Raw genomic sequence first — 18,666 nt, forward strand, 5'->3', positions numbered from 1 at the left:
CGTCGTGCCGGCACCCGATTGCCGGAACGCCGGGGTCATCGGGCTGGTTCGGCGGCGAGCAGCCGGGCCTCCTCCTCGGTGAAGATGCGCGAGCGGATGATGAACCGGTTGCCCGTGGGGCCCTCGATCGAGAACCCCGCGCCCCGTCCCGGCACGACGTCGATCGTGATGTGGGTGTGGGACCAGTACGCGAACTGCTCGCGCGAGATCCACACCGGCGCGACCTCGGGCGCCCCGTACTCCAGGTCCCCGAGATGGACGTCCTGGTGGCCGGTGAGGAACGTGCCCTCGGTGAAGCACATGGGGGCCGACCCGTCGCAGCACCCGCCGGACTGGTGGAACATCAGCGGCTTGTCGTGCGAGGCCCGAAGGCCGCGGAGCAGCTCCGCAGCCTTCGGGGTCAGCGCGACCCGCTCGACCGATGAGGGGTCGAGCGGAGACATCAGAAGAAGCCCAGCTTGTTCTCGTCGTACGAGACCAGCAGGTTCTTGGTCTGCTGGTAGTGATCGAGCATCATCTTGTGGTTCTCACGCCCGATGCCCGAGGACTTGTAGCCGCCGAACGCCGCATGGGCCGGGTACTGGTGGTAGCAGTTCGTCCACACGCGGCCGGCCTGGATGTCGCGCCCCGCCTTGTACGCGGTGTTGGAGTCGCGGGACCAGACCCCGGCGCCGAGCCCGTAGAGCGAGTCGTTGGCGATGTCGATCGCCTCGGCGTAGTCCTCGAAGCCGGTGACCGAGACGACCGGGCCGAAGATCTCCTCCTGGAACACGCGCATCTTGTTGTGCCCCTGGAAGATCGTCGGCGCGACGTAGTAGCCACCCGACAGGTCGCCGCCGAGGTCCACGCGCTCACCGCCGGTGATGACGCGGGCGCCCTCCTGCACCCCGATGTCGAAGTACGACAGGATCTTCTCCAGCTGGTCGTTGCTGGCCTGCGCTCCGAGCATCGTCTCGGTGTCGAGCGGATTGCCCTGCTTGATCGCCTTGACCCGCTCGGTGGCGGCCGGCAGGAACTGCTCGAGGATCGAGTTCTGGATCAGGCCACGGCTCGGGCACGTGCAGACCTCGCCCTGGTTGAGGGCGAACATCGCGAACCCCTCGAGGGCCTTGTCGTAGAACGCGTCGTCCTTGCTCGCAACGTCCTCGAAGAAGATGTTGGGGCTCTTGCCGCCGAGCTCGAGCGTCGCCGGGATGAGGTTCTGGCTCGCGTACTGCGCGATGAGGCGGCCCGTCGTGGTCTCGCCCGTGAAGGCGATCTTGCGGATGCGCGAGCTCGAGGCGAGCGGTGCACCGGCCTCGACCCCGAAGCCGTTGACGATGTTGACGACACCGGCCGGCAGCAGGTCACCGATCAGCTCGATCAGCAGCATGATCGACGCGGGGGTCTGCTCGGCAGGCTTGAGCACGACCGCATTGCCCGCGGCCAGTGCCGGGGCTAGCTTCCAGGTCGCCATGAGCAGTGGGAAGTTCCACGGGATGATCTGGCCGACCACGCCGAGCGGCTCGTGGAAGTGGTACGCGACCGTCTGCTCGTCGAGCTGCGACAGCGCACCCTCCTGGGCGCGGATCGCCCCGGCGAAGTAGCGGAAGTGGTCGACCACGAGCGGCAGATCGGCCGCCATCGTCTCGCGGACGGGCTTGCCGTTGTCCCACGTCTCGCCGACCGCGAGCATCTCCAGGTTCTGCTCGATGCGATCGGCGATCTGGTTGAGGATCGCGGAGCGCTCGGTGACGGACGTCTTGCCCCACGCGGGCGCGGCGGCGTGAGCCGCGTCGAGCGCCGCCTCGATGTCCTCGGCCGTGCCGCGGGCGACCTCGGTGAAGACCTTGCCGTTGACCGGCGACACGTTCTCGAAGTACTGGCCCTTGACCGGGGCGACGTACTCGCCGCCGATCCAGTGGTCGTAGCGCGACTTGTAGGAGACGACGCTTCCTTCGGCTCCTGGCTGGGCGTACACGGTCATGCGTAACTCCTTGGCTCGGGGATCGTGACGCTAGTCACAGCCCCGTTGCAGCGCCGTTGCAGCGGCCTGGGATGTCGACGGGCCGTCAGCCGAGCTCGTCGTCGAGCCTCGCCACGTGGCCCGCGACCTGCGCACCGCGCGGCGACGTGGGGGGCAGGATCGACAGGACCCGTTCCCAGATCTCGAAGTCGTCGCGCCCGTGATCGGTGTCGGCGAACGACAGCAGCGCATCGGCGTCGTCGGAGGCGAGCAGGCACGACCTGACGCGCATGTGCAGCTCGTCGCGCAGCCGCTCGACCCCCGGCGCCGTGGACGCGGGCAGCACCGGCCCGCGGTAGCGCGCGACGGCCCGGCGCAGGCGACCGGCCACCAGGTCGTCCCTGACCTGCGCGACGTCGGTGACGATGCCGCCGTCGACGCGGTAGGGCCGCGACAGCAGGCCGACGGGTCCCAGCACACCGCGGAGCCGGGACAGCTCCGCCCGGACCGTCACGGGCGCCTGGTCGTCGTCGTTGAGGGCGACGGCGAGCTCGGCGGTGGTCAGCCCGTCCTGCGAGTCCGCGAGCAGCAGGATGATCTCGCTGTGCCGCAGGCTCAGTCGCGTCGTCGTGGTGTCGTGGCGCAGGGTCGCTCCGTGGACTCCCAGCACCTCGAGGGCCGGGGCCGGCCGCCCGTGCCTCGTGACGGACGTACGCCGCGGTGGGCTCAGCCGCTCGATCCGCAGCTCGGCCTCGACCGCCGCGACCGTCGCTCGGACGAGCGACAGGCTCTGGGGCGACACGACCTCGACGCCGCCGGTGAGGTCGAGGACGCCGAGGATCGCACCGGTGTCGGGGTCGTGGATCGGCGCCGCCGAGCAGCTCCACGGGGTGACCTGCCGCGCGAGGTGCTCGGGGCCGAAGATCTGCACCGGCCGGTCGAGGGCCAGCGCCGTCCCGGGGGCGTTGGTGCCGACGCTCGACTCGCTCCAGTCCGCGCCGGGCAGGAAGTGCATGGCCTCGGCCCTCCCCCTGAGGGCCGCATCTCCCTCGACCCACAACAGCTGCCCCGCGGCGTCGCTCACCGCGACCAGGAGACCTGCGTCCGCGGCGCTCTCGACCAGGAGCTCGCGGATCACCGGCATGCCCGCAGCGAGCGGGTGGGAGTCGCGGATGCTCGCGAGCGCGGCGTCGTCGAGGCGGATGGCCGCGAGCACCTGCTCGGGGTCGAGCCCGTTGCGGACGCTGCGACGCCACGACTCGAGCACCAGACCGCGAAGGGCGGGATCGCCTCGGCCCGACGCCACGAACGTGTCGTGCGCGGCGTTGAGATACCTCGACAGGGTGACCGGGTCGGCTCCCGGTGGCATCGCGAGGTCGTTGGTCCGACCCATCCTCGGAGTCTACGTCTCGACGTGACCTGCGTCACGCCGATCGCCGTGCGGGCCTCCCGAGCCGGGATCAGGGCAGGTCGTCGAGGCTCCAGTCGACGTCCTCGCGGACGATCCGCGCGGGCGAGCCCGCCGCGACCGTGTGCGGTGGCACCTTCTGGCCACGCACCATGCTTCGCATCCCGACGACCGCCCCGTCGCCGATCTCGACGTGGCCGGTCACGACCGCGTCGCGGCACAGCCACACGTGCCGGCCGAGGCGGATGTGTGCCCCGTACGGATTGATCCGCTCGCCCGTCCGGCGGTCCTCGAGGCGGTGCATGTCGTCGGTCGCGATGTACACGTCGGCGGCCCAGAGCTGATCGGGCTCCGCGACGATGCTCCCGCCGTTGCGGGCGTCCACGATCGCGCTGCGCGTCGCGACGAGCGGGCCGTGCAGGACGATCTGCGAGCCCGCTCCGCAGTAGAGCTCCCCCGCCGTGAGCGCACACTCGCGCCCGATGAAGACCGTCGCGCCGTCGCCGCCGACGAGCAGCGAGGTGAGCCACTCCAGGTGCGAGCCGACCGCGACCAGCACGTCCCGCACGGGGAACAGCTGCAGCGACGCCAGGACGTGGTCGGGCAGCGAGGCGCCGTCAGCCAGGTAGAGGGCGTTGCCGCAGTCGTGCCACCAGTCGGGCATCGCGTCGGTCGCGAGGTGCCAGGTCGTCCCGTCGAGGGCCGGGGCGTCGGCGCCGGCCGCCCGCAGGCGGTCTCGGTGCTCGACGGACAGGGTCGGGCGGGGGCTCAGGTCCACCGCGACATCATCGCGTCCGCCACGGTCCACCCTGTCGTCGGGGCGGCACGCTCAGGCGTCGCGCCGCACGAACAGCGTGTACGCGAGAGCGATCAGGGCGGCCACGAACACCCCCATGACGATCCCTCCACCGAGCGCGCCGAACGGCTCGGCACCGAGGGCGCGCTGCACGAAGTCGTCGACCGACGACTGGACGTACATCTGGCTGCCGGCGTCGTACGGGAGGTACTTGAGGATCGCGGTGATGCCTCCCGAGCCGCGCGGATCGGCCGAGTTGGTCTTGATGATGACCACGATGCTCTGGACGATGAACTCCAGCAGGCTCGGCACCAGCATCAGCAGGGCAACCGCCGCGGTCTGGTTGCGCACGATCGCGGCGTACGCCAGGCCCGACAGGGCGAACAGCGCGGTGTACAGCACGATCCCGGCGCTCGTCTCGACGAAGGCCCCACTGCGGGGCATGTCGAGCCCGTAGACCGCGATGCACAGCAGCCCGATCAGCACGCACAGCACCGCCGTCACCGCGGCGATCACGGCGGTCGAGATCACCTTGGCCCAGAACACGTGCGTGCGGTTCGGGATCGCCGTGAGGGTTGCGCGGATCATGCCGTGCCGGTACTCGTGACCGGTCGAGAACACCCCCAGCAGGCCCACGACGTACGCCATCAGCAGCGGGGCACCGGTCGAGCCGCCGATCGTCGCCAGCACCTGGAAGGTCTCGTCACCGCCGGCGAACGACGTGGAGCGGTCGAGCGACCAGGCGATCAGCACCGCGAAGACCACCTGCAGCGCGAGTGCGATGCCGATCAGCCAGTACGTCGACCGGATCGTCCGCAGGCGCACGTACTCATAGCGCAGGGCGTCCATCATGACGGCTCCCCCTGGGTCCCGCGGAACTCCTCGGACAGGCCGGTGGCCTCGAGGAAGGCCTCCTCGAGCGTCGCCTGCCGGGTCGTGAGCTGGTGGACGCGTGCACCCACGGCCTGCGCCGCATCGCCGACCTGCTCGGCCGAGACGCCCCGGACCACGAGATCGTCCCCCTCGGGGGCGATCGTGGCGCCCAACGCGTCCAGGGCCGGGCGCAGCAGCGCTGCGTCGGGCGTCCGCACCGTCACCGAGCCGAGGCGGCTGTGCGACACGAAGTCCTGCACCGGGCCGTTCGCGAGCATCCGGCCCCGCCCGATCACGACCAGCTGGTCGGCCAGCATCCCCATCTCCTGCAGCAGGTGGCTGGACACGAACACCGAGCGGCCCTCGGCGGCGAGCGACTGGAGCAGGTGGCGCAGCCAGGTGATGCCCTGCGGGTCCAGCCCGTTGCTCGGCTCGTCCAGGATCAGGGTGTCCGGATCGCCGAGCAGCGCCGCTGCGATGCCCAGCCGTTGCCCCATCCCGAGGCTGAACTTGCCCGGCTTGCCGCGGGTGACGCCGGTCAGGCCGACCATCTCGATGACCTCGTCGACCCGGCTGTCGGGGATGCGGTTGGGCGCCGCGAGCATCCGCAGGTGGTTGCGCGCCGATCGGGTGGGATGGAACGGCTTGGCCTCCAGCAGCGTCCCGACGTGCCGCATCGGGTGGTCCAGCTCGCCGAAGGTCAGGCCGTCGTACGTCGTGGTCCCCTCACCCCGGTCCAGCCCCAGCATGAGCCGCATCGTGGTGGACTTGCCCGAGCCGTTCGGCCCGAGGAATCCGGTGACGCTGCCGGGCCGCACCGTGAACGACAGGTCGTGCACCGCCCGGTTGCTCCCGTACGCCTTGCCGAGCGAGCGTGCCTCGATGAGTGCCATCCGCTCACCCTGCCACGAACCGGCACCGCCTACCGTTCAGACATGGACCCCACATTTCGACCCATCGAGGACGAGGTCACCACCGACCTCCGCGGCGAGATGACCTACGCCGGCTATCTCCAGCTGCCGACCCTGCTGTCGGCCCAGCGTCCCGTCTCGGACCACCACGACGAGATGCTGTTCATCGTCCAGCACCAGGTGACCGAGCTGTGGCTCAAGCAGCTGATCCATGAGCTGCGCTCCGCGATCGCCCTGCTGGCGGAGGACGAGCTGTCCCCCGCGCTCAAGCGGCTGGCACGCGTCAAGGCGATCCAGCGCCAGATGTTCGAGCAGTGGTCGGTGCTCGAGACGCTGACCCCCGTGGAGTACGTGCAGTTCCGCGACTCGCTCGGCAAGGCGTCGGGGTTCCAGTCACCCCAGTACCGCACCGTCGAGTTCCTGCTCGGCAACAAGAACCCGCAGATGATCGACGTCTTCGCGCACGATCCCGAGCTGCGCGCCGGGCTGCAGGCGGACCTGGAGTCGCCGAGCCTCTACGACGCGTTCCTGCACTATCTCCGCCGCCACGGCCACGACGTGCCGGCCACCGTCCTCGACCGGGACCTCACCCAGCCGTACGCCGCGGACCCGGGCGTCGTCGAGGTGTTCCGCCGGGTCTACGCCGACCCGCAGGCCCACTGGGACGCGTACGAGATGTGCGAGGAGCTGGTCGACGTCGAGGAGAGCTTCCAGCTCTGGCGGTTCCGCCACCTCAAGACCGTCGAGCGCATCATCGGGTTCAAGCGCGGCACCGGTGGGTCTTCCGGCGTCCACTTCCTGCAGAAGGCGCTCGAGCTCACGTTCTTCCCCGAGCTCCGCGACGTCCGCACCCACCTCTGACCCGCGGGTGGCCTCCTACGCGGGGACGGGGACGGGCTCGGAGCGGCGCTGGTAGCGCAGGCCGACGATGAAGATCGCCAGGCCCAAGGTGGCCAGCACCACGCCGACGAGGCTGGTCGCACGATAGCCGTGGCCCGCCTGGATGATGACCGAGCCGAAGAACGCTCCGAGGCCGTTCGCGATGTTGAGCGAGGAGTGGTTCAGCGCGGCGCCGAGCATCTGCGCCTCCCCTGCGGCGTCCATCAGCCGGATCTGCAGGTTGATCGCGACGATCGAGCCGAGTGCGCCGACGGCGAAGACCAGCACGAGCGCCGGCACGACCTGCGCCGCGGCGAAGTAGAACGCGACCAGGACCAGCGGTGTGGCGATGAACCCGGCCAGGACCGAACGCTCGACGTCCCAGTCGGCCAGCAGGCCCGCAGCCCAGGAGCCGACCACCGAGCCGAGGCCGAAGGCGAGCGTGAAGACGGCGATCCACCCGGCGTCGAGATCGGCGACCTTGGTGACGATCGGCGCGATGTAGCTGTACATCGCGAACAGGCCGCCGAAGCCGACCATGCCGGCCGCGACCGCGAACAGCACCTGGGGCTGCTTGAGGGCCGAGAGCTCTCCGCGCACGGAGGCGCCGGTGTTGGCCGGCGAGTGCGGGACGAACACGAAGATCATGAGGGCGGCAGCGGCCGCGATGCCGAGCACGGCCCAGTACGCGCTGCGCCACCCCAGCGACTGGCCGAGGAGCGTGCTCGCAGGCACACCCGCCACGGTCGCGACCGACAGCCCGAGCATCACCGAGCTGACGGCGCGTCCCCGCATCTCAGGACGTACGAGGGAGGCTGCGAGCAGCGAGGCGACGCCGAAGTAGGCGCCGTGCGGCAGGCCCGCGACGAATCGCGCCGCCATGACGGGCAGGTAGCCGCTGGCCAGCGCGGTGATCGCGTTGCCGAGACCGAGCGCGAGGATCAGCCCGATCGCGAGCCCCTTCTTGGGCAGGCGCGCGCCGAGGGAGACGATGATCGGCGCGCCGATCACGACACCGAACGCGTACGCCGTGATGAGGTGACCGGTCTCGGCGTTGGTGCGCTGGATGCCGTCGGCGATCTCCTCCAGCAGCCCCATCGTCATGAACTCGGTCGTGCCGATGGCGAATCCGCCCATGGCGAGGGCGATCAGGGCCAGCGACACGTGCCGCGTGCGCAGAGGGGTCTCGAGAACAGTCACACTTCAGTGCAAGCCGTCCCGGCGCCGAGGTGTTCCCCGGTCGACCTGCGTGTCACGTCACACTCGCGGGCGGCGTCATCTCACCTTGGTGCTCGCGCTGACCGCAGCGACGGACGCGAATCCCTTCTTGGTGCCGGTGACCCGCACGGACACCCGCTTGCGCCGGTCCTTCTTGGTCAGCTTGTAGGTCGACTTGGTCGCCCCCGAGATCGGCTTGCCGTTGCGCAGCCAGCGGAACGTCGTGTAGCGGTAGCCCGCACCGCTCCAGGCCCCGCGGCTCTTGATCTTGACCTTCTTGCCCACCTTGAACGTGCCCGAGACCGTGGGCCGGCTCCCGGCGTACGCGGGGATCCGCAGCGCGGCCGTGCTCGTCTCCAGCTCAGGTGCATCGTCCTTGACCGAGGTCGTCCGGAACGCGATCGAGCGTCCGGCGTCCTCGGTGGTCAGCAGGTACGTCTGCCCGGACGCCCCGAGGATGTCGAGCCCGTCGCGGGTCCACGACGAGATGACCGAGGCGCCCTCCGTGCCCGGGCTCGTGAACGTGGCCGTCAGGGTGCGCTTGACCGCGGCCGTGCCGCTGACCCTGACACCGGGTGCGGCGAGTCCGCGCTTCGTCGCCACGATCTCGTTGGACCGCAGCGGCTCGCGGCTCTCGTCGTACGGTCGGACCAGGACGCTCAGGCGCTGTCCGACGTCCTCGGGCGTGACCGTGTGCTCCGGGCCGGTGTCGCCGGGGCCGGGGACCTGCTCACCGTCCCACAACCAGACGTACGTGTAGCCGCCCGAGTCACCCTCGAGCGAGCCGAGGCTCTTGATCGTGAGCGTCTCGCCCACGCGTCCGGTGCCCGAGATGACGGGCGCCACCAGCGCCCCCTCGGCGTCCGCCGAGGATCTCGGCAGCACGAGGCCGGCCGCCGCGAGGGCCAGGACGGACAGCGCGAGGAGGAGCTTCTTCATGGGACACCTTCTGCTCGTGAGGTGTCCGGGACGGCTCGCAGACACCGTCCCGGACACTCACGAAGAGTCCGTGCCCCTCACTTCATGACGCGGAACGTCAGCTGAGCGTGGCCAGCACCTCGAGCAGCGTGCCCGAGGGACGCATGACCGCCTTCACCTTGGTCTCGTCGGGGCGGTAGTAGCCGCCGATGTCGGCCGGGGAGCCCTGCACCGCCAGGAGCTCGTCGACGATCTTCTGCTCGTTGCTGACGAGCGCGTCGGCGACCTCGGTGAACGCGGCCGCGAGGTCGGCGTCCTCGGTCTGGCTGCTCAGCTCCTTGGCCCAGTAGAGCGCCAGGTAGAAGTGGCTTCCACGGTTGTCGATCGTGCCCAGCTTGCGTCCCGGCGACTTGTTCTCGTCGAGGAACGTGCCGGTGGCCCGGTCGAGGGTGTCGGCCAGGATCTGCGCCCGGGCGTTGCCGGTCGTGGTCGCCATGTGCTCGAAGCTCGAGGCCAGGGCCAGGAACTCGCCCAGGCTGTCCCAGCGCAGGTAGTTCTCCTTCACGAGCTGCTGCACGTGCTTGGGAGCCGAGCCGCCGGCGCCGGTCTCGAACAGTCCGCCGCCGTTGATGAGCGGGACGATCGAGAGCATCTTGGCGCTCGTGCCCAGCTCGAGGATCGGGAACAGGTCCGTGTTGTAGTCACGCAGCACGTTGCCGGTCACCGAGATCGTGTCCTCACCCTTGCGGATGCGGTCGATCGAGTACTGGGTCGCCTCGACCGGGGACATGATCTCGATCGTCAGGCCGTCGGTGTCGTGCTCGGCCAGGTACGTCCGCACCTTCTCGATGAGGTTGGCGTCGTGGGCGCGCGACGGGTCGAGCCAGAACACCGCGGGGGTGTCGGACGCCCGGGCGCGCGTCACGGCGAGCTTGACCCAGTCGCGGATCGGGACGTCCTTGGTCTGGCACGCACGCCACACGTCGCCGGGCTCGACCGCGTGCTCGATCAGCACCGTGCCGTCGGCGGCGACGACCTGGACCGTGCCGGTCTCCGCGATCTCGAACGTCTTGTCGTGGCTGCCGTACTCCTCGGCCGCCTGCGCCATGAGGCCCACGTTGGGCACCGAGCCCATGGTCGTCGGGTCGTACGCGCCGTTGGCGCGGCAGTCGTCGATCACGGTCTGGTAGACGCCCGCGTACGAGCTGTCGGGGATCACCGCGAGGGTGTCGGCCTCGTTGCCGTCGGGGCCCCACATGTGGCCCGACGTGCGGATCATGGCCGGCATGGACGCATCGACGATGACATCGCTCGGGACGTGCAGGTTGGTGATGCCCTTGTCGGAGTCGACCATCGCCAGCGGGGGGCCGTCCGCGAGTCCCTGCTCGAACGCGGCCTTGATCTCGGCGCCGTTGGGGAGCTTGTCGAGGCCGGCCAGGATGCCGCCGAGGCCGTTGCTCGGGCTGAGGCCCGCGGCCTGGAGGTCGGCGCCGTACTGCTCGAAGACCGCCGGGAAGAACGCCTTGACGACGTGGCCGAAGATGATCGGGTCCGAGACCTTCATCATCGTGGCCTTGAGGTGCACCGAGAACAGGACACCCTCCTCCTTGGCCCGGGCGACCTGCGCGGCGAGGAACGAGTCGAGGGCGGCCGCGCGCATGACCGTGCCGTCGACGATCTCGCCCGCGAGGACGGGGAAGGCGTCCTTCAGCGTCGTCGTGGTGCCGTCGGCGCCCACGTGCTGGATCGACACGGTCGTATCGGCGTCGATGACGACCGACTTCTCGTTGGAGCGGAAGTCGTCCGCGCCCATCGTGGCGACGTTGGTCTTGGAGTCGCTGCTCCACGCACCCATCGAGTGCGGGTGCTTGCGGGCGTAGTTCTTGACCGACGCGGGTGCGCGGCGATCGGAGTTGCCCTCGCGCAGGACCGGGTTGACCGCACTTCCCTTGACCTTGTCGTAGCGCGCGCGGACGTCCCGGTCCTCGTCGGTCTGCGGGTCGTCCGGGTAGTCGGGGAGGTCGTAGCCCTGCGACTGCAGCTCGGCGATGGCCGCCTTGAGCTGCGGCACCGAGGCACTGATGTTGGGCAGCTTGATGATGTTGGCCTCGGGCGTCTTGGCCAGCTCGCCCAGCTCGGCCAGTGCGTCACCGATCTGCTGCTCGGGGCGCAGGCGGTCGCCGAACAGGGCGATGATGCGCCCGGCCAGCGAGATGTCGCGGGTCTCGACCTCGACCCCGGCGGTCGAGGCGTAGGCCTCGACGATGGGGAGGAACGAGTAGGTGGCGAGGAGCGGGGCCTCGTCGGTGTGGGTGTAGATGATCGTGGCCATGAGAGCGGTGTCTCCTCCAGAGTGGGACGCCAGGAAAGTTGTTTGACATCAAGATATCTCACTCGGCGCCGGGGCGCTGCCGTCCCCTCCGGGAGCCGAAACGCCCGTGTCGGTCCGCGGCACCCGCACCGCCCCCGGGGCGCCTTCGGGACGCGGCTGCGCTACTTTCGGAAGGTATCTCCCAGATTTCCGCACCGTTCAAGGAGCACCTCTCGTGAGCACAACCCCCGTCAAGGTCGCCGTCACCGGCGCTGCCGGCCAGATCGGCTACAGCCTTCTCTTTCGACTCGCCAGCGGTTCGCTGCTCGGTCCTGACACCCCGATCCAGCTGCAGCTGCTCGAGATCACCCCGGCGCTGAAGGCGCTCGAGGGCGTCGTCATGGAGCTCGACGACTGCGCGTTCCCGACCCTCGCGGGCGTCGAGATCGGCGACGACGCCGAGAAGATCTTCGACGGCGTCAACCTCGCCCTCCTCGTCGGCGCGCGTCCGCGCGGCCCGGGCATGGAGCGCGGCGACCTGCTGTCGGCGAACGGCGCGATCTTCACCGCGCAGGGCAAGGCGCTCAACAAGGTCGCGGCCGACGACGTCCGCATCGGTGTCACCGGAAACCCCGCCAACACCAACGCGCTGATCGCCATGACGAACGCCCCCGACATCCCGCAGGAGCGCTTCTCCGCGCTGACGCGTCTCGATCACAACCGGGCGATCTCGCAGCTGGCCGCCAAGACCGGCTCGGCCGTGTCGGACATCAAGAAGGTCACGATCTGGGGCAACCACTCCGCGACCCAGTACCCCGACATCTTCCACGCGGAGATCGCGGGCAAGAACGCCGCCGAGACGGTCAACGACCAGTCGTGGATCGAGAACGACTTCATCCCGACCGTCGCCAAGCGCGGCGCCGCGATCATCGAGGCCCGCGGTTCGTCCTCGGCCGCCTCCGCGGCGTCCGCCACGATCGACGCGGCCCGCGACTGGCTGCAGGGCACGCCCGAAGGTGACTGGGCGTCGATGGCTGTCCGCTCCGACGGCTCGTACGACGTCCCCGAGGGCCTGATCTACTCCTTCCCCGTGACGACCAAGAACGGTGACTGGGAGATCGTCCAGGGTCTCGAGATCGACGAGTTCTCGCGCAGCAAGATGGACGCGACCGCGGCCGAGCTCATCGAGGAGCGCGACGCGGTCAAGGAGCTCGGCCTCATCTGAGCCGACCCCGCCCCATGAGTGGCGCAGCGTGACTGGTTCCCCAGGGAGTCCAGCCGCGCTGCGCCACTGGCGTTCGGGGGCCTTTCGCGTTCGGAGCCCTCAGCCGGGCTGGCCGGGGATGACCCAGGCGAGCACGATCAGCGCCGACCCCAGGGTCGCCATCCAGAAGATGTCGAACGCCTTGCCGCGCACCCGCAGCATGCCGGTGTGGTCGATCGGCACGACCGAGCGGGCGAGCGCTCCCACGACGAACGCGGCGCCGATCGCGACGATCCCCACGCGCCACGGTCCGACCACGACGAGCACGAGCCCGACGAGGACGACCAGCAGCTGCAGCAGGTACAGCTGCGAGCCGCGGCTGCGGGGTCCCCTCACGGGTGGAGACGCTCGGCGGTGTCGACCACGTTGGCCAGCAGCAGGGCACGGGTCATCGGACCCACGCCGCCGGGGTTGGGCGAGATCCAGCCCGCGACCTCGTACGCCGCGGGGTCGACGTCGCCGACGATGCCATTCGCGTCCCGGCTCACGCCCACGTCGAGCAGGGCCGCACCGGGCTTGACCATGTCGGCGCGGATGATGCCGGGGACGCCCGCCGCGGCGATCACGATGTCCGCGCGGCGCACCTCTGCAGCGAGATCTTTCGTGCCGGTGTGGCACAGCGTCACGGTCGCGTTCTCGGAGCGACGGGTCAGGAGCAGCCCCATGGGACGTCCGACGGTGATGCCGCGGCCGACCACGACGACGTGCTGCCCCGCGATCGGGACGTCGTGGCGGCGGAGCAGCTCGATGATGCCGCGCGGCGTGCACGGCAGCGGCGCCTCCTTGCCCAGCACGAGCCAACCGAGATTGGTCGGGTGCAGGCCGTCCGCGTCCTTGTCGGGGTCGATGCGCCCGATCGCGGCGTTCTCGTCCAGGCCCTTGGGCAGCGGCAGCTGCAGGATGTAGCCGGTGCACGACGGGTCTGCGTTGAGCTGGTCGATCGCGGCCTCGACGTCGCCCTGGCTCGCGGTCTCGGGCAGGTCGATCCGGATCGACTCGATGCCGACCTCGGCGCAGTCGCGGTGCTTGCCCGCGACGTACCACTGGCTGCCCGGGTCGTTGCCCACGAGGATCGTGCCGAGGCCGGGCACGACTCCCTTCTCGCGAAGAGCGTTCACCCGCTCACGGAGCTCGCTCTTGATCGCGGCTGCGGCCGCCTTGCCGTCGAGGATCTGCGCTGTCACGGGACGAGTGTTTCACGTCCGGGGCGCCAAATCGGCGACGGGCCGAGCCGGACGGACGCCTAGACTCTCCTGCGTAGCGATGTCTGGAGCAGGTCCAGGCACGTGAATGCGTAACATTTCCCGAGGGAGCATCGATGGTCACCCGTGCCCAGCTGTCCCAAGAACGCAGCCGCGTGCGTCGTGACGAGCTGCTGGCGGCGGCGATCGACCTGTTCATCGAAGGCGGGTCCCGGGCGATCACGCACCGTGCCGTCGCCGCCCGCGCGGGCCTTCCTCCCGCCACCACGACGTACTACTTCGAGTCGATCGACGAGCTGATCCGTGAGGCCCTCAGCTCCCACATCACGCAGTGGACGGTTGAGCTGGACGCGCTCGCGCAGATCGACATCGACGTGTCCGTGAGCCTGGACGAGGCGGCGACGTTCATGGGCAACGTCTTCGCCCACCGCGGCCCGGAGGCCGCGGCCGTGGAGCTGTCCATCTTCCTGGCGGCCGCGCGCGAGCCCGGGCTGCGTCACGCCGCCCAGGCGGCCATCACCTCGCTCGAGGCGGTGGCGACCAGCGTCCTCGGCCAGCTGGGCGTCGACCGGCCTGAACGCCTTGCCGCAATGATCGTCTCCCTCGTCGCGGGCACGGCACTGCGCCGACAGGCCGGCGTCTACGCCGAGGACGAGGAGGCCCGCATCCTGACCGCCGCGGTCCGCGACCTCGTCGCCGCGCACACCCTCGGGCCGGACGGAGTCGACCGCACGCTCGCGACGCTGCGGCCCGAGCCGGCCTGAGCAATTACGCTGTTCTCTCTTCTCAATTCGATTGTTTGTCGATAGATTAGTATCGACCGACGATTGGATCCGCTCATGGCCCGACCCACCATCCTCGTGCTGCGACTCGTGATCGCCGCCATCGTCCTCGGCTCGTTGTTCGTGCAGGTCGTCATCGTGCCGCTGCTGGCGACCGACCTGTCCGAGGACGTCAACGACGACGTCGCAGCCGTCCGGGTCCCCGTCGTGGTGATCATCCTGCTCGCGATCGTGTGCGTGCAGGTCTCGATGATCAGCGTGTGGCGCCTGCTGACCATGGTCCGGCGAGGCACCGTCTTCTCACCTCGCGCCTTTCGCCACGTCGACGTGGTCATCGGTGCGATCGCGGTGGCGGCTGCGCTGATGTTCGCGCTCGGTGCGGTCCTGGCCCCCGGCGAGGCGGCCGCGCCCGGGGTGGTCCTGCTCATCGGAGGACTCGGCGTGCTGCTCGCGGGCGTCGCGCTCATCGTCACCGTGCAGCGCGCACTGCTGGTGCAGGCCGTCGAGCGCGACGTCCGGGCCCAGCAGCTCGAGTCTGAGCTCGGCGAGGTGATCTGATGGCGATCGTCGTGGACATCGACGTCATGCAGGCCCGCCGCAAGATGTCGGTCGCCACCCTCGCCGAGCTCGTGGGCATCACCCCCGCCAATCTCGCGGTGCTCAAGAACGGCCGGGCCAAGGCGGTGCGGTTCACCACGCTGGAGGCCCTGTGCGTCGCGCTGGACTGCCAGCCCGGGGACCTGCTGCGCTGGGTCCCCGACGACGCCGAGGAGCAGCCGCCGCTCAGTGGAAGAAGTGCCGGGTCCCCGTCACGTACATCGTGACGCCGGCGGCCTCGGCCGCCGCGATCGACTCCTCGTCCCGCACCGATCCGCCCGGCTGCACGACAGCCTTGACCCCGGCGTCGAGCAGCACCTGTAGGCCGTCGGCGAACGGGAAGAACGCGTCGGAGGCCGCGACGGCACCGGTCGAGCGCTCGGCACCGGCCCGCTCGACCGCGAGGCGGCACGAGTCGACCCGGTTGACCTGGCCCATGCCGACGCCGACCGAGGCGCCGTCCTTGGCCAGGAGGATCGCATTGGACTTCACCGCACGGCACGCGGTCCACGCGAACGCCAGATCGGCCAGAGTCGCCTCGTCCACGGGCTCACCCGCCGCGAGGGTCCAGGTGGACGGGTCGTCACCCTCGGCGTCGACGTGGTCGCGCACCTGGACGACGACGCCGCCGCTGATCTGACGGAACTCGCCCACCGTGTCGTCACCGCCGGCACAGCGCAGGACACGGATGTTCTTCTTGCCCTGCAGCACCTCGAGCGCTCCGGGCTCGTAGTCCGGGGCGACGATGACCTCGGTGAAGACCTCGGCGACCTGCTCGGCCATCGCGACGCTGACCGGGCGGTTGGTCGCGATGACGCCGCCGAAGGCCGAGACCGGATCGCAGGCGTGGGCCCGCGCGTGCGCCTCGGCCACGTCCGCGCCGACGGCGATGCCGCACGGGTTGGCGTGCTTGATGATGGCCACGGCCGGCTGGTCGAAGTCGTACGCAGCGCGGCGCGCCGCGTCGGTGTCGACGTAGTTGTTGTACGACATCTCCTTGCCGTGCAGCTGCTCGGCCTCGGCGAGCCCTCCGGTGCCGTCGGTGTAGAGGGCCGCCCCCTGGTGCGGGTTCTCGCCGTAGCGGAGCACCGTGGACTTGTCCCACACCTCGCCGGCGAACTCGGGCCAGCCGTCCTCGGAGGCTGCGTAGCCGCTGGCGAACCACGCGGCGACGGCGACGTCATACGCGGCGGTGTGGGCGAACGCCCGCCCCGCGAGCTGCTTGCGCTGCTCGAGCGTGAAGCCGCCTGCCGCGATCGCGGCGCGGACGTCGTCGTACGCCGACGGGGAGACGACCACCGCGACGCTGGGGTGGTTCTTGGCCGCGGCACGGACCATCGACGGTCCGCCGATGTCGATCTGCTCGACGCACTCGTCGGGCGTCGCGCCGGAGTCGACGGTCTCGCGGAACGGGTAGAGGTTGACGATCACCAGGTCGAAGGGCTCGATCTCGAGCTCGGCCAGCTGCTCGACGTGCGAGTCGAGCCGCAGATCGGCCAGGATGCCGGCGTGGACCCGCGGGTGCAGCGTCTTGACCCGCCCGTCCAGGCACTCGGGGAAGCCCGTGAGCTCCTCGACCGGGGTCACCGGCACGCCTGCGGCCTCGATGGTCTTGGCGGTGGAGCCGGTCGACACGATCGAGACACCCGCGGCGTGCAGGTCGCGCGCGAGCTCCTCGAGGCCGGTCTTGTCGTAGACCGAGACGAGGGCGCGCTTCAGGGGGCGGGGTGCGTCAGTCATGCCAGCTCTTTCATCGGGGGTGGTCCGGGCCGAGCCGCACGGCCCGGTCGTCGAGGTGGAAACCTTCGCGCGCGAGCGTGCCGACCCACTCGACCAGCATCGCGCGCTCGCTCGTCTTGATCCGCTCGTGCAGGGAGCTCTCGTCGTCCTCGTCCAGGACGGGCACCGCGACCTGGGCCACGATCGGTCCGGTGTCGACCCCCTCGTCGACGACGAAGAGCGTCGCTCCGGTGACCTTGACGCCGTACGCGAGGGCGTCACGGGGTCCGTGCATGCCGGGGAACGCCGGGGACAGTGCCGGGTGGGTGTTGAGCGTGCGCCCGCCGAACAGGGCCAGGAACGCGGGCCCGGTGAGCTTCATGAAGCCGGCCAGGACCACGAGATCGGGATCGTACGACGCGACCTTGTCCGCCAGGGCGATGTCCCAGGCCTGGCGGTCCTCGAACTCAGCGGTGCGCAGGACGAAGGTGGGGATCTCGTGACGCTCGGCGCGGGCCAGGCCCTCGATGCCGTCACGGTCGGCGCCGACCGCCACGATCTGCGCCCCGTACGCCGGGTCAGTGGACGCGTCGATCAGCGCCTGCAGGTTCGTCCCGCTGCCAGAGACGAGGACGACCAGTCGCGCTGGTGTCCGAGGGGCGAGGGGCACGGCCACCACGATAGTGGTTGAGCGCCGCGCCGATGGCCCCGCCCACCGCCATGACGGGCACGGCGACGAGCAGGGGGGTCAGGGCGGGCGGGCCGGCATCAGCCATGCGCCCCGGACCGATCGCCCCTCCGGACAGTGCGACCAGCACCCCGAGGACGAGTCCGGCGAGCGCGCCGGCGGCGGCACCGAGCGCAACCCTGGCCAGGACGCCCTCGCGCGCACCCGGGAGGAGCCGCCAGCCGCACAGGGCGCCCGCGAGCAGCGGCACGAGCCCCAGCACGAAGACCCAGTCGGGGAACTGACCCGGCGCGGGCAGACCGGCGAGGACGGGGAAGCCCGGCACCTGGCCGAGCTGGGCGCCGCTGAGATCGACCGAGGTGTCGGTGCCGAGTGCGAAACCAGGACCGAGCAGGACCGAGGTGGTCCACAGGATCAGCGTCGGGACGGCCAGCAGGGACCCGACCCCGAGCGCCACTCCGCCGCCCGGTCCCGGGTCGAGCAGCGCCCAGAGGTCGCCTGCGCGGGCCACACCGCGGACCAGCAGCACCGCCACGACCGCGGTCGCACTCACCAGCACGGCGGCGATCCCGGGCACCGCGGCGCGGATCACCGCGCGGACGTCCTCCGACGAGGTGAACCACCAGCGCTCGGCGTCCCGGTGCCGGACGGCCGATCCGAGCGCGGCCCCCAGCCCACCGACCACGAAGGCGGCCAGCGCGGCGCGGGTCGTGGAGATGTCGACCTCGCCCGCATTGGTGACGGTCGAGGCGACCCCGGCGATGACGCCGTACGCACCCGCGGACGAGGCCGCGAAGGCCACGAGGTCGTGGAGCGGCTCGGCCACGATCCAGGCGGCGACCGCGGCCACGATCACGAGGCAGACCAGCGTCGCCCCCAGCGGCACGAGCCCCACGGAGACCGCTCCGGCCTCGATGCCCGATCCCATCGAGACCAGCCACGTGCGGACGCTCGCCCGGCCGAACGACACGAGCGAGAGGTCGGAGGCGCCCCGGGCCAGCAGCACCAGGACCGCGGAGACACCGATCGAGACGAGGGCGGCGACGAGGGCGGTCAGGAAGGCGGGCCGGAGGAAGGAGGACTCAGCGGGCTCGGGCACCGCTTCATCATCCCCTGTAAAGTTGGCGCGTCGCACACAGGCACGCCGATCACCGA

At 70.4% G+C, this 18,666-nt stretch carries 19 protein-coding genes; 5 read left to right on the forward strand and 14 right to left on the reverse strand.

The annotated features are described in order from the left end of the window. Positions 1-35 precede the first annotated feature (35 nt). The 6 genes from GEV26_RS14395 to GEV26_RS14420 form a co-directional block, all read right to left on the reverse strand. A complete protein-coding gene (locus GEV26_RS14395; RefSeq protein WP_153654147.1) occupies positions 36-443 on the reverse strand; it encodes a DUF779 domain-containing protein in 408 nt (135 codons plus the stop codon). Then, the gene (exaC, locus tag GEV26_RS14400; RefSeq protein ID WP_153654148.1) at positions 443-1,966 is read right to left on the reverse strand and encodes an acetaldehyde dehydrogenase ExaC; all 1,524 of its coding nucleotides are present in this window, start codon (positions 1,964-1,966) and stop codon (positions 443-445) included. The genes GEV26_RS14395 and exaC overlap by 1 nt, the downstream gene beginning before the upstream one ends. A gap of 85 nt (positions 1,967-2,051) precedes the next feature. Then, on the reverse strand, positions 2,052-3,338 hold the full coding sequence (locus GEV26_RS14405; protein ID WP_153654150.1) for a GAF domain-containing protein: 1,287 nt from the start codon (positions 3,336-3,338) through the stop codon (positions 2,052-2,054). Positions 3,339-3,405: 67 nt separating this feature from the next. Continuing rightward, entirely contained in the window at positions 3,406-4,131 is a 726-nt protein-coding gene (locus GEV26_RS14410) for an acyltransferase (RefSeq protein WP_243838771.1), read from the reverse strand. A 51-nt stretch (positions 4,132-4,182) separates the two neighbouring features. Next, on the reverse strand, positions 4,183-5,001 hold the full coding sequence (locus GEV26_RS14415) for an ABC transporter permease (protein ID WP_153654152.1): 819 nt from the start codon (positions 4,999-5,001) through the stop codon (positions 4,183-4,185). Further along, on the reverse strand, positions 4,998-5,915 hold the full coding sequence (locus GEV26_RS14420) for an ATP-binding cassette domain-containing protein (RefSeq protein ID WP_153654154.1): 918 nt from the start codon (positions 5,913-5,915) through the stop codon (positions 4,998-5,000). The genes GEV26_RS14415 and GEV26_RS14420 overlap by 4 nt, the downstream gene beginning before the upstream one ends. Before the next feature lie 42 nt (positions 5,916-5,957). Between GEV26_RS14420 and kynA the strand changes: the two genes are divergently transcribed. Next, entirely contained in the window at positions 5,958-6,794 is an 837-nt protein-coding gene (gene kynA, locus GEV26_RS14425) for a tryptophan 2,3-dioxygenase (RefSeq protein ID WP_153654155.1), read from the forward strand. Positions 6,795-6,809: 15 nt separating this feature from the next. Here kynA and GEV26_RS14430 read toward each other — a convergent pair whose 3' ends face one another. From GEV26_RS14430 to GEV26_RS14440, 3 genes are all read right to left on the reverse strand, one after another. Beyond that, on the reverse strand, positions 6,810-8,012 hold the full coding sequence (locus GEV26_RS14430) for an MFS transporter (protein ID WP_243838772.1): 1,203 nt from the start codon (positions 8,010-8,012) through the stop codon (positions 6,810-6,812). 75 nt (positions 8,013-8,087) lie between these two features. Beyond that, complete coding sequence (locus GEV26_RS14435) at positions 8,088-8,969, reverse strand: hypothetical protein (protein ID WP_153654157.1); 882 nt, start codon at positions 8,967-8,969, stop codon at positions 8,088-8,090. A 97-nt stretch (positions 8,970-9,066) separates the two neighbouring features. Further along, a complete protein-coding gene (locus GEV26_RS14440; protein ID WP_153654159.1) occupies positions 9,067-11,280 on the reverse strand; it encodes an NADP-dependent isocitrate dehydrogenase in 2,214 nt (737 codons plus the stop codon). A 214-nt stretch (positions 11,281-11,494) separates the two neighbouring features. On the opposite strand from GEV26_RS14440, the gene GEV26_RS14445 reads away from it, so the two are divergent. Continuing rightward, the gene (locus tag GEV26_RS14445; RefSeq protein WP_153654161.1) at positions 11,495-12,484 is read left to right on the forward strand and encodes a malate dehydrogenase; all 990 of its coding nucleotides are present in this window, start codon (positions 11,495-11,497) and stop codon (positions 12,482-12,484) included. Positions 12,485-12,583: 99 nt separating this feature from the next. Here GEV26_RS14445 and GEV26_RS17925 read toward each other — a convergent pair whose 3' ends face one another. Both GEV26_RS17925 and GEV26_RS14455 read right to left on the reverse strand, forming a co-directional pair. Further along, positions 12,584-12,859, reverse strand: a complete 276-nt coding sequence (locus GEV26_RS17925; RefSeq protein ID WP_194839876.1) for a DUF3017 domain-containing protein — start codon at positions 12,857-12,859, stop codon at positions 12,584-12,586. Beyond that, positions 12,856-13,707: a bifunctional methylenetetrahydrofolate dehydrogenase/methenyltetrahydrofolate cyclohydrolase gene (locus tag GEV26_RS14455; RefSeq protein WP_153654165.1), complete on the reverse strand. Its 852-nt coding sequence runs from the start codon at positions 13,705-13,707 to the stop codon at positions 12,856-12,858. Before GEV26_RS14455 ends, GEV26_RS17925 begins: the two co-directional genes overlap by 4 nt. Positions 13,708-13,841: 134 nt before the next feature. On the opposite strand from GEV26_RS14455, the gene GEV26_RS14460 reads away from it, so the two are divergent. The 3 genes from GEV26_RS14460 to GEV26_RS14470 all read left to right on the forward strand — a co-directional run bounded on the left by GEV26_RS14460 (position 13,842) and on the right by GEV26_RS14470 (position 15,331). Next, the gene (locus tag GEV26_RS14460) at positions 13,842-14,489 is read left to right on the forward strand and encodes a TetR/AcrR family transcriptional regulator (RefSeq protein ID WP_153654167.1); all 648 of its coding nucleotides are present in this window, start codon (positions 13,842-13,844) and stop codon (positions 14,487-14,489) included. A gap of 75 nt (positions 14,490-14,564) precedes the next feature. Continuing rightward, positions 14,565-15,065, forward strand: a complete 501-nt coding sequence (locus tag GEV26_RS14465; RefSeq protein WP_153654169.1) for a DUF2975 domain-containing protein — start codon at positions 14,565-14,567, stop codon at positions 15,063-15,065. Further along, the gene (locus tag GEV26_RS14470; RefSeq protein ID WP_153654171.1) at positions 15,065-15,331 is read left to right on the forward strand and encodes a helix-turn-helix domain-containing protein; all 267 of its coding nucleotides are present in this window, start codon (positions 15,065-15,067) and stop codon (positions 15,329-15,331) included. The genes GEV26_RS14465 and GEV26_RS14470 overlap by 1 nt, the downstream gene beginning before the upstream one ends. Here the strand turns inward: GEV26_RS14470 and purH are convergent. The 3 genes from purH to GEV26_RS14485 are packed head-to-tail and all read right to left on the reverse strand — an operon-like array spanning position 15,291 to position 18,610. Beyond that, on the reverse strand, positions 15,291-16,844 hold the full coding sequence (purH, locus tag GEV26_RS14475; protein ID WP_153654173.1) for a bifunctional phosphoribosylaminoimidazolecarboxamide formyltransferase/IMP cyclohydrolase: 1,554 nt from the start codon (positions 16,842-16,844) through the stop codon (positions 15,291-15,293). The genes GEV26_RS14470 and purH overlap by 41 nt on opposite strands. A gap of 10 nt (positions 16,845-16,854) precedes the next feature. Then, the gene (gene purN / locus GEV26_RS14480) at positions 16,855-17,493 is read right to left on the reverse strand and encodes a phosphoribosylglycinamide formyltransferase (RefSeq protein WP_412838307.1); all 639 of its coding nucleotides are present in this window, start codon (positions 17,491-17,493) and stop codon (positions 16,855-16,857) included. Continuing rightward, the gene (locus GEV26_RS14485; protein ID WP_153654177.1) at positions 17,402-18,610 is read right to left on the reverse strand and encodes a cell division protein PerM; all 1,209 of its coding nucleotides are present in this window, start codon (positions 18,608-18,610) and stop codon (positions 17,402-17,404) included. Before GEV26_RS14485 ends, purN begins: the two co-directional genes overlap by 92 nt. Between the last annotated feature and the right edge of the window lie 56 nt (positions 18,611-18,666).

It is taken from the genome of Aeromicrobium yanjiei, from assembly GCF_009649075.1.
Lineage (GTDB): Bacteria > Actinomycetota > Actinomycetes > Propionibacteriales > Nocardioidaceae > Aeromicrobium > Aeromicrobium yanjiei.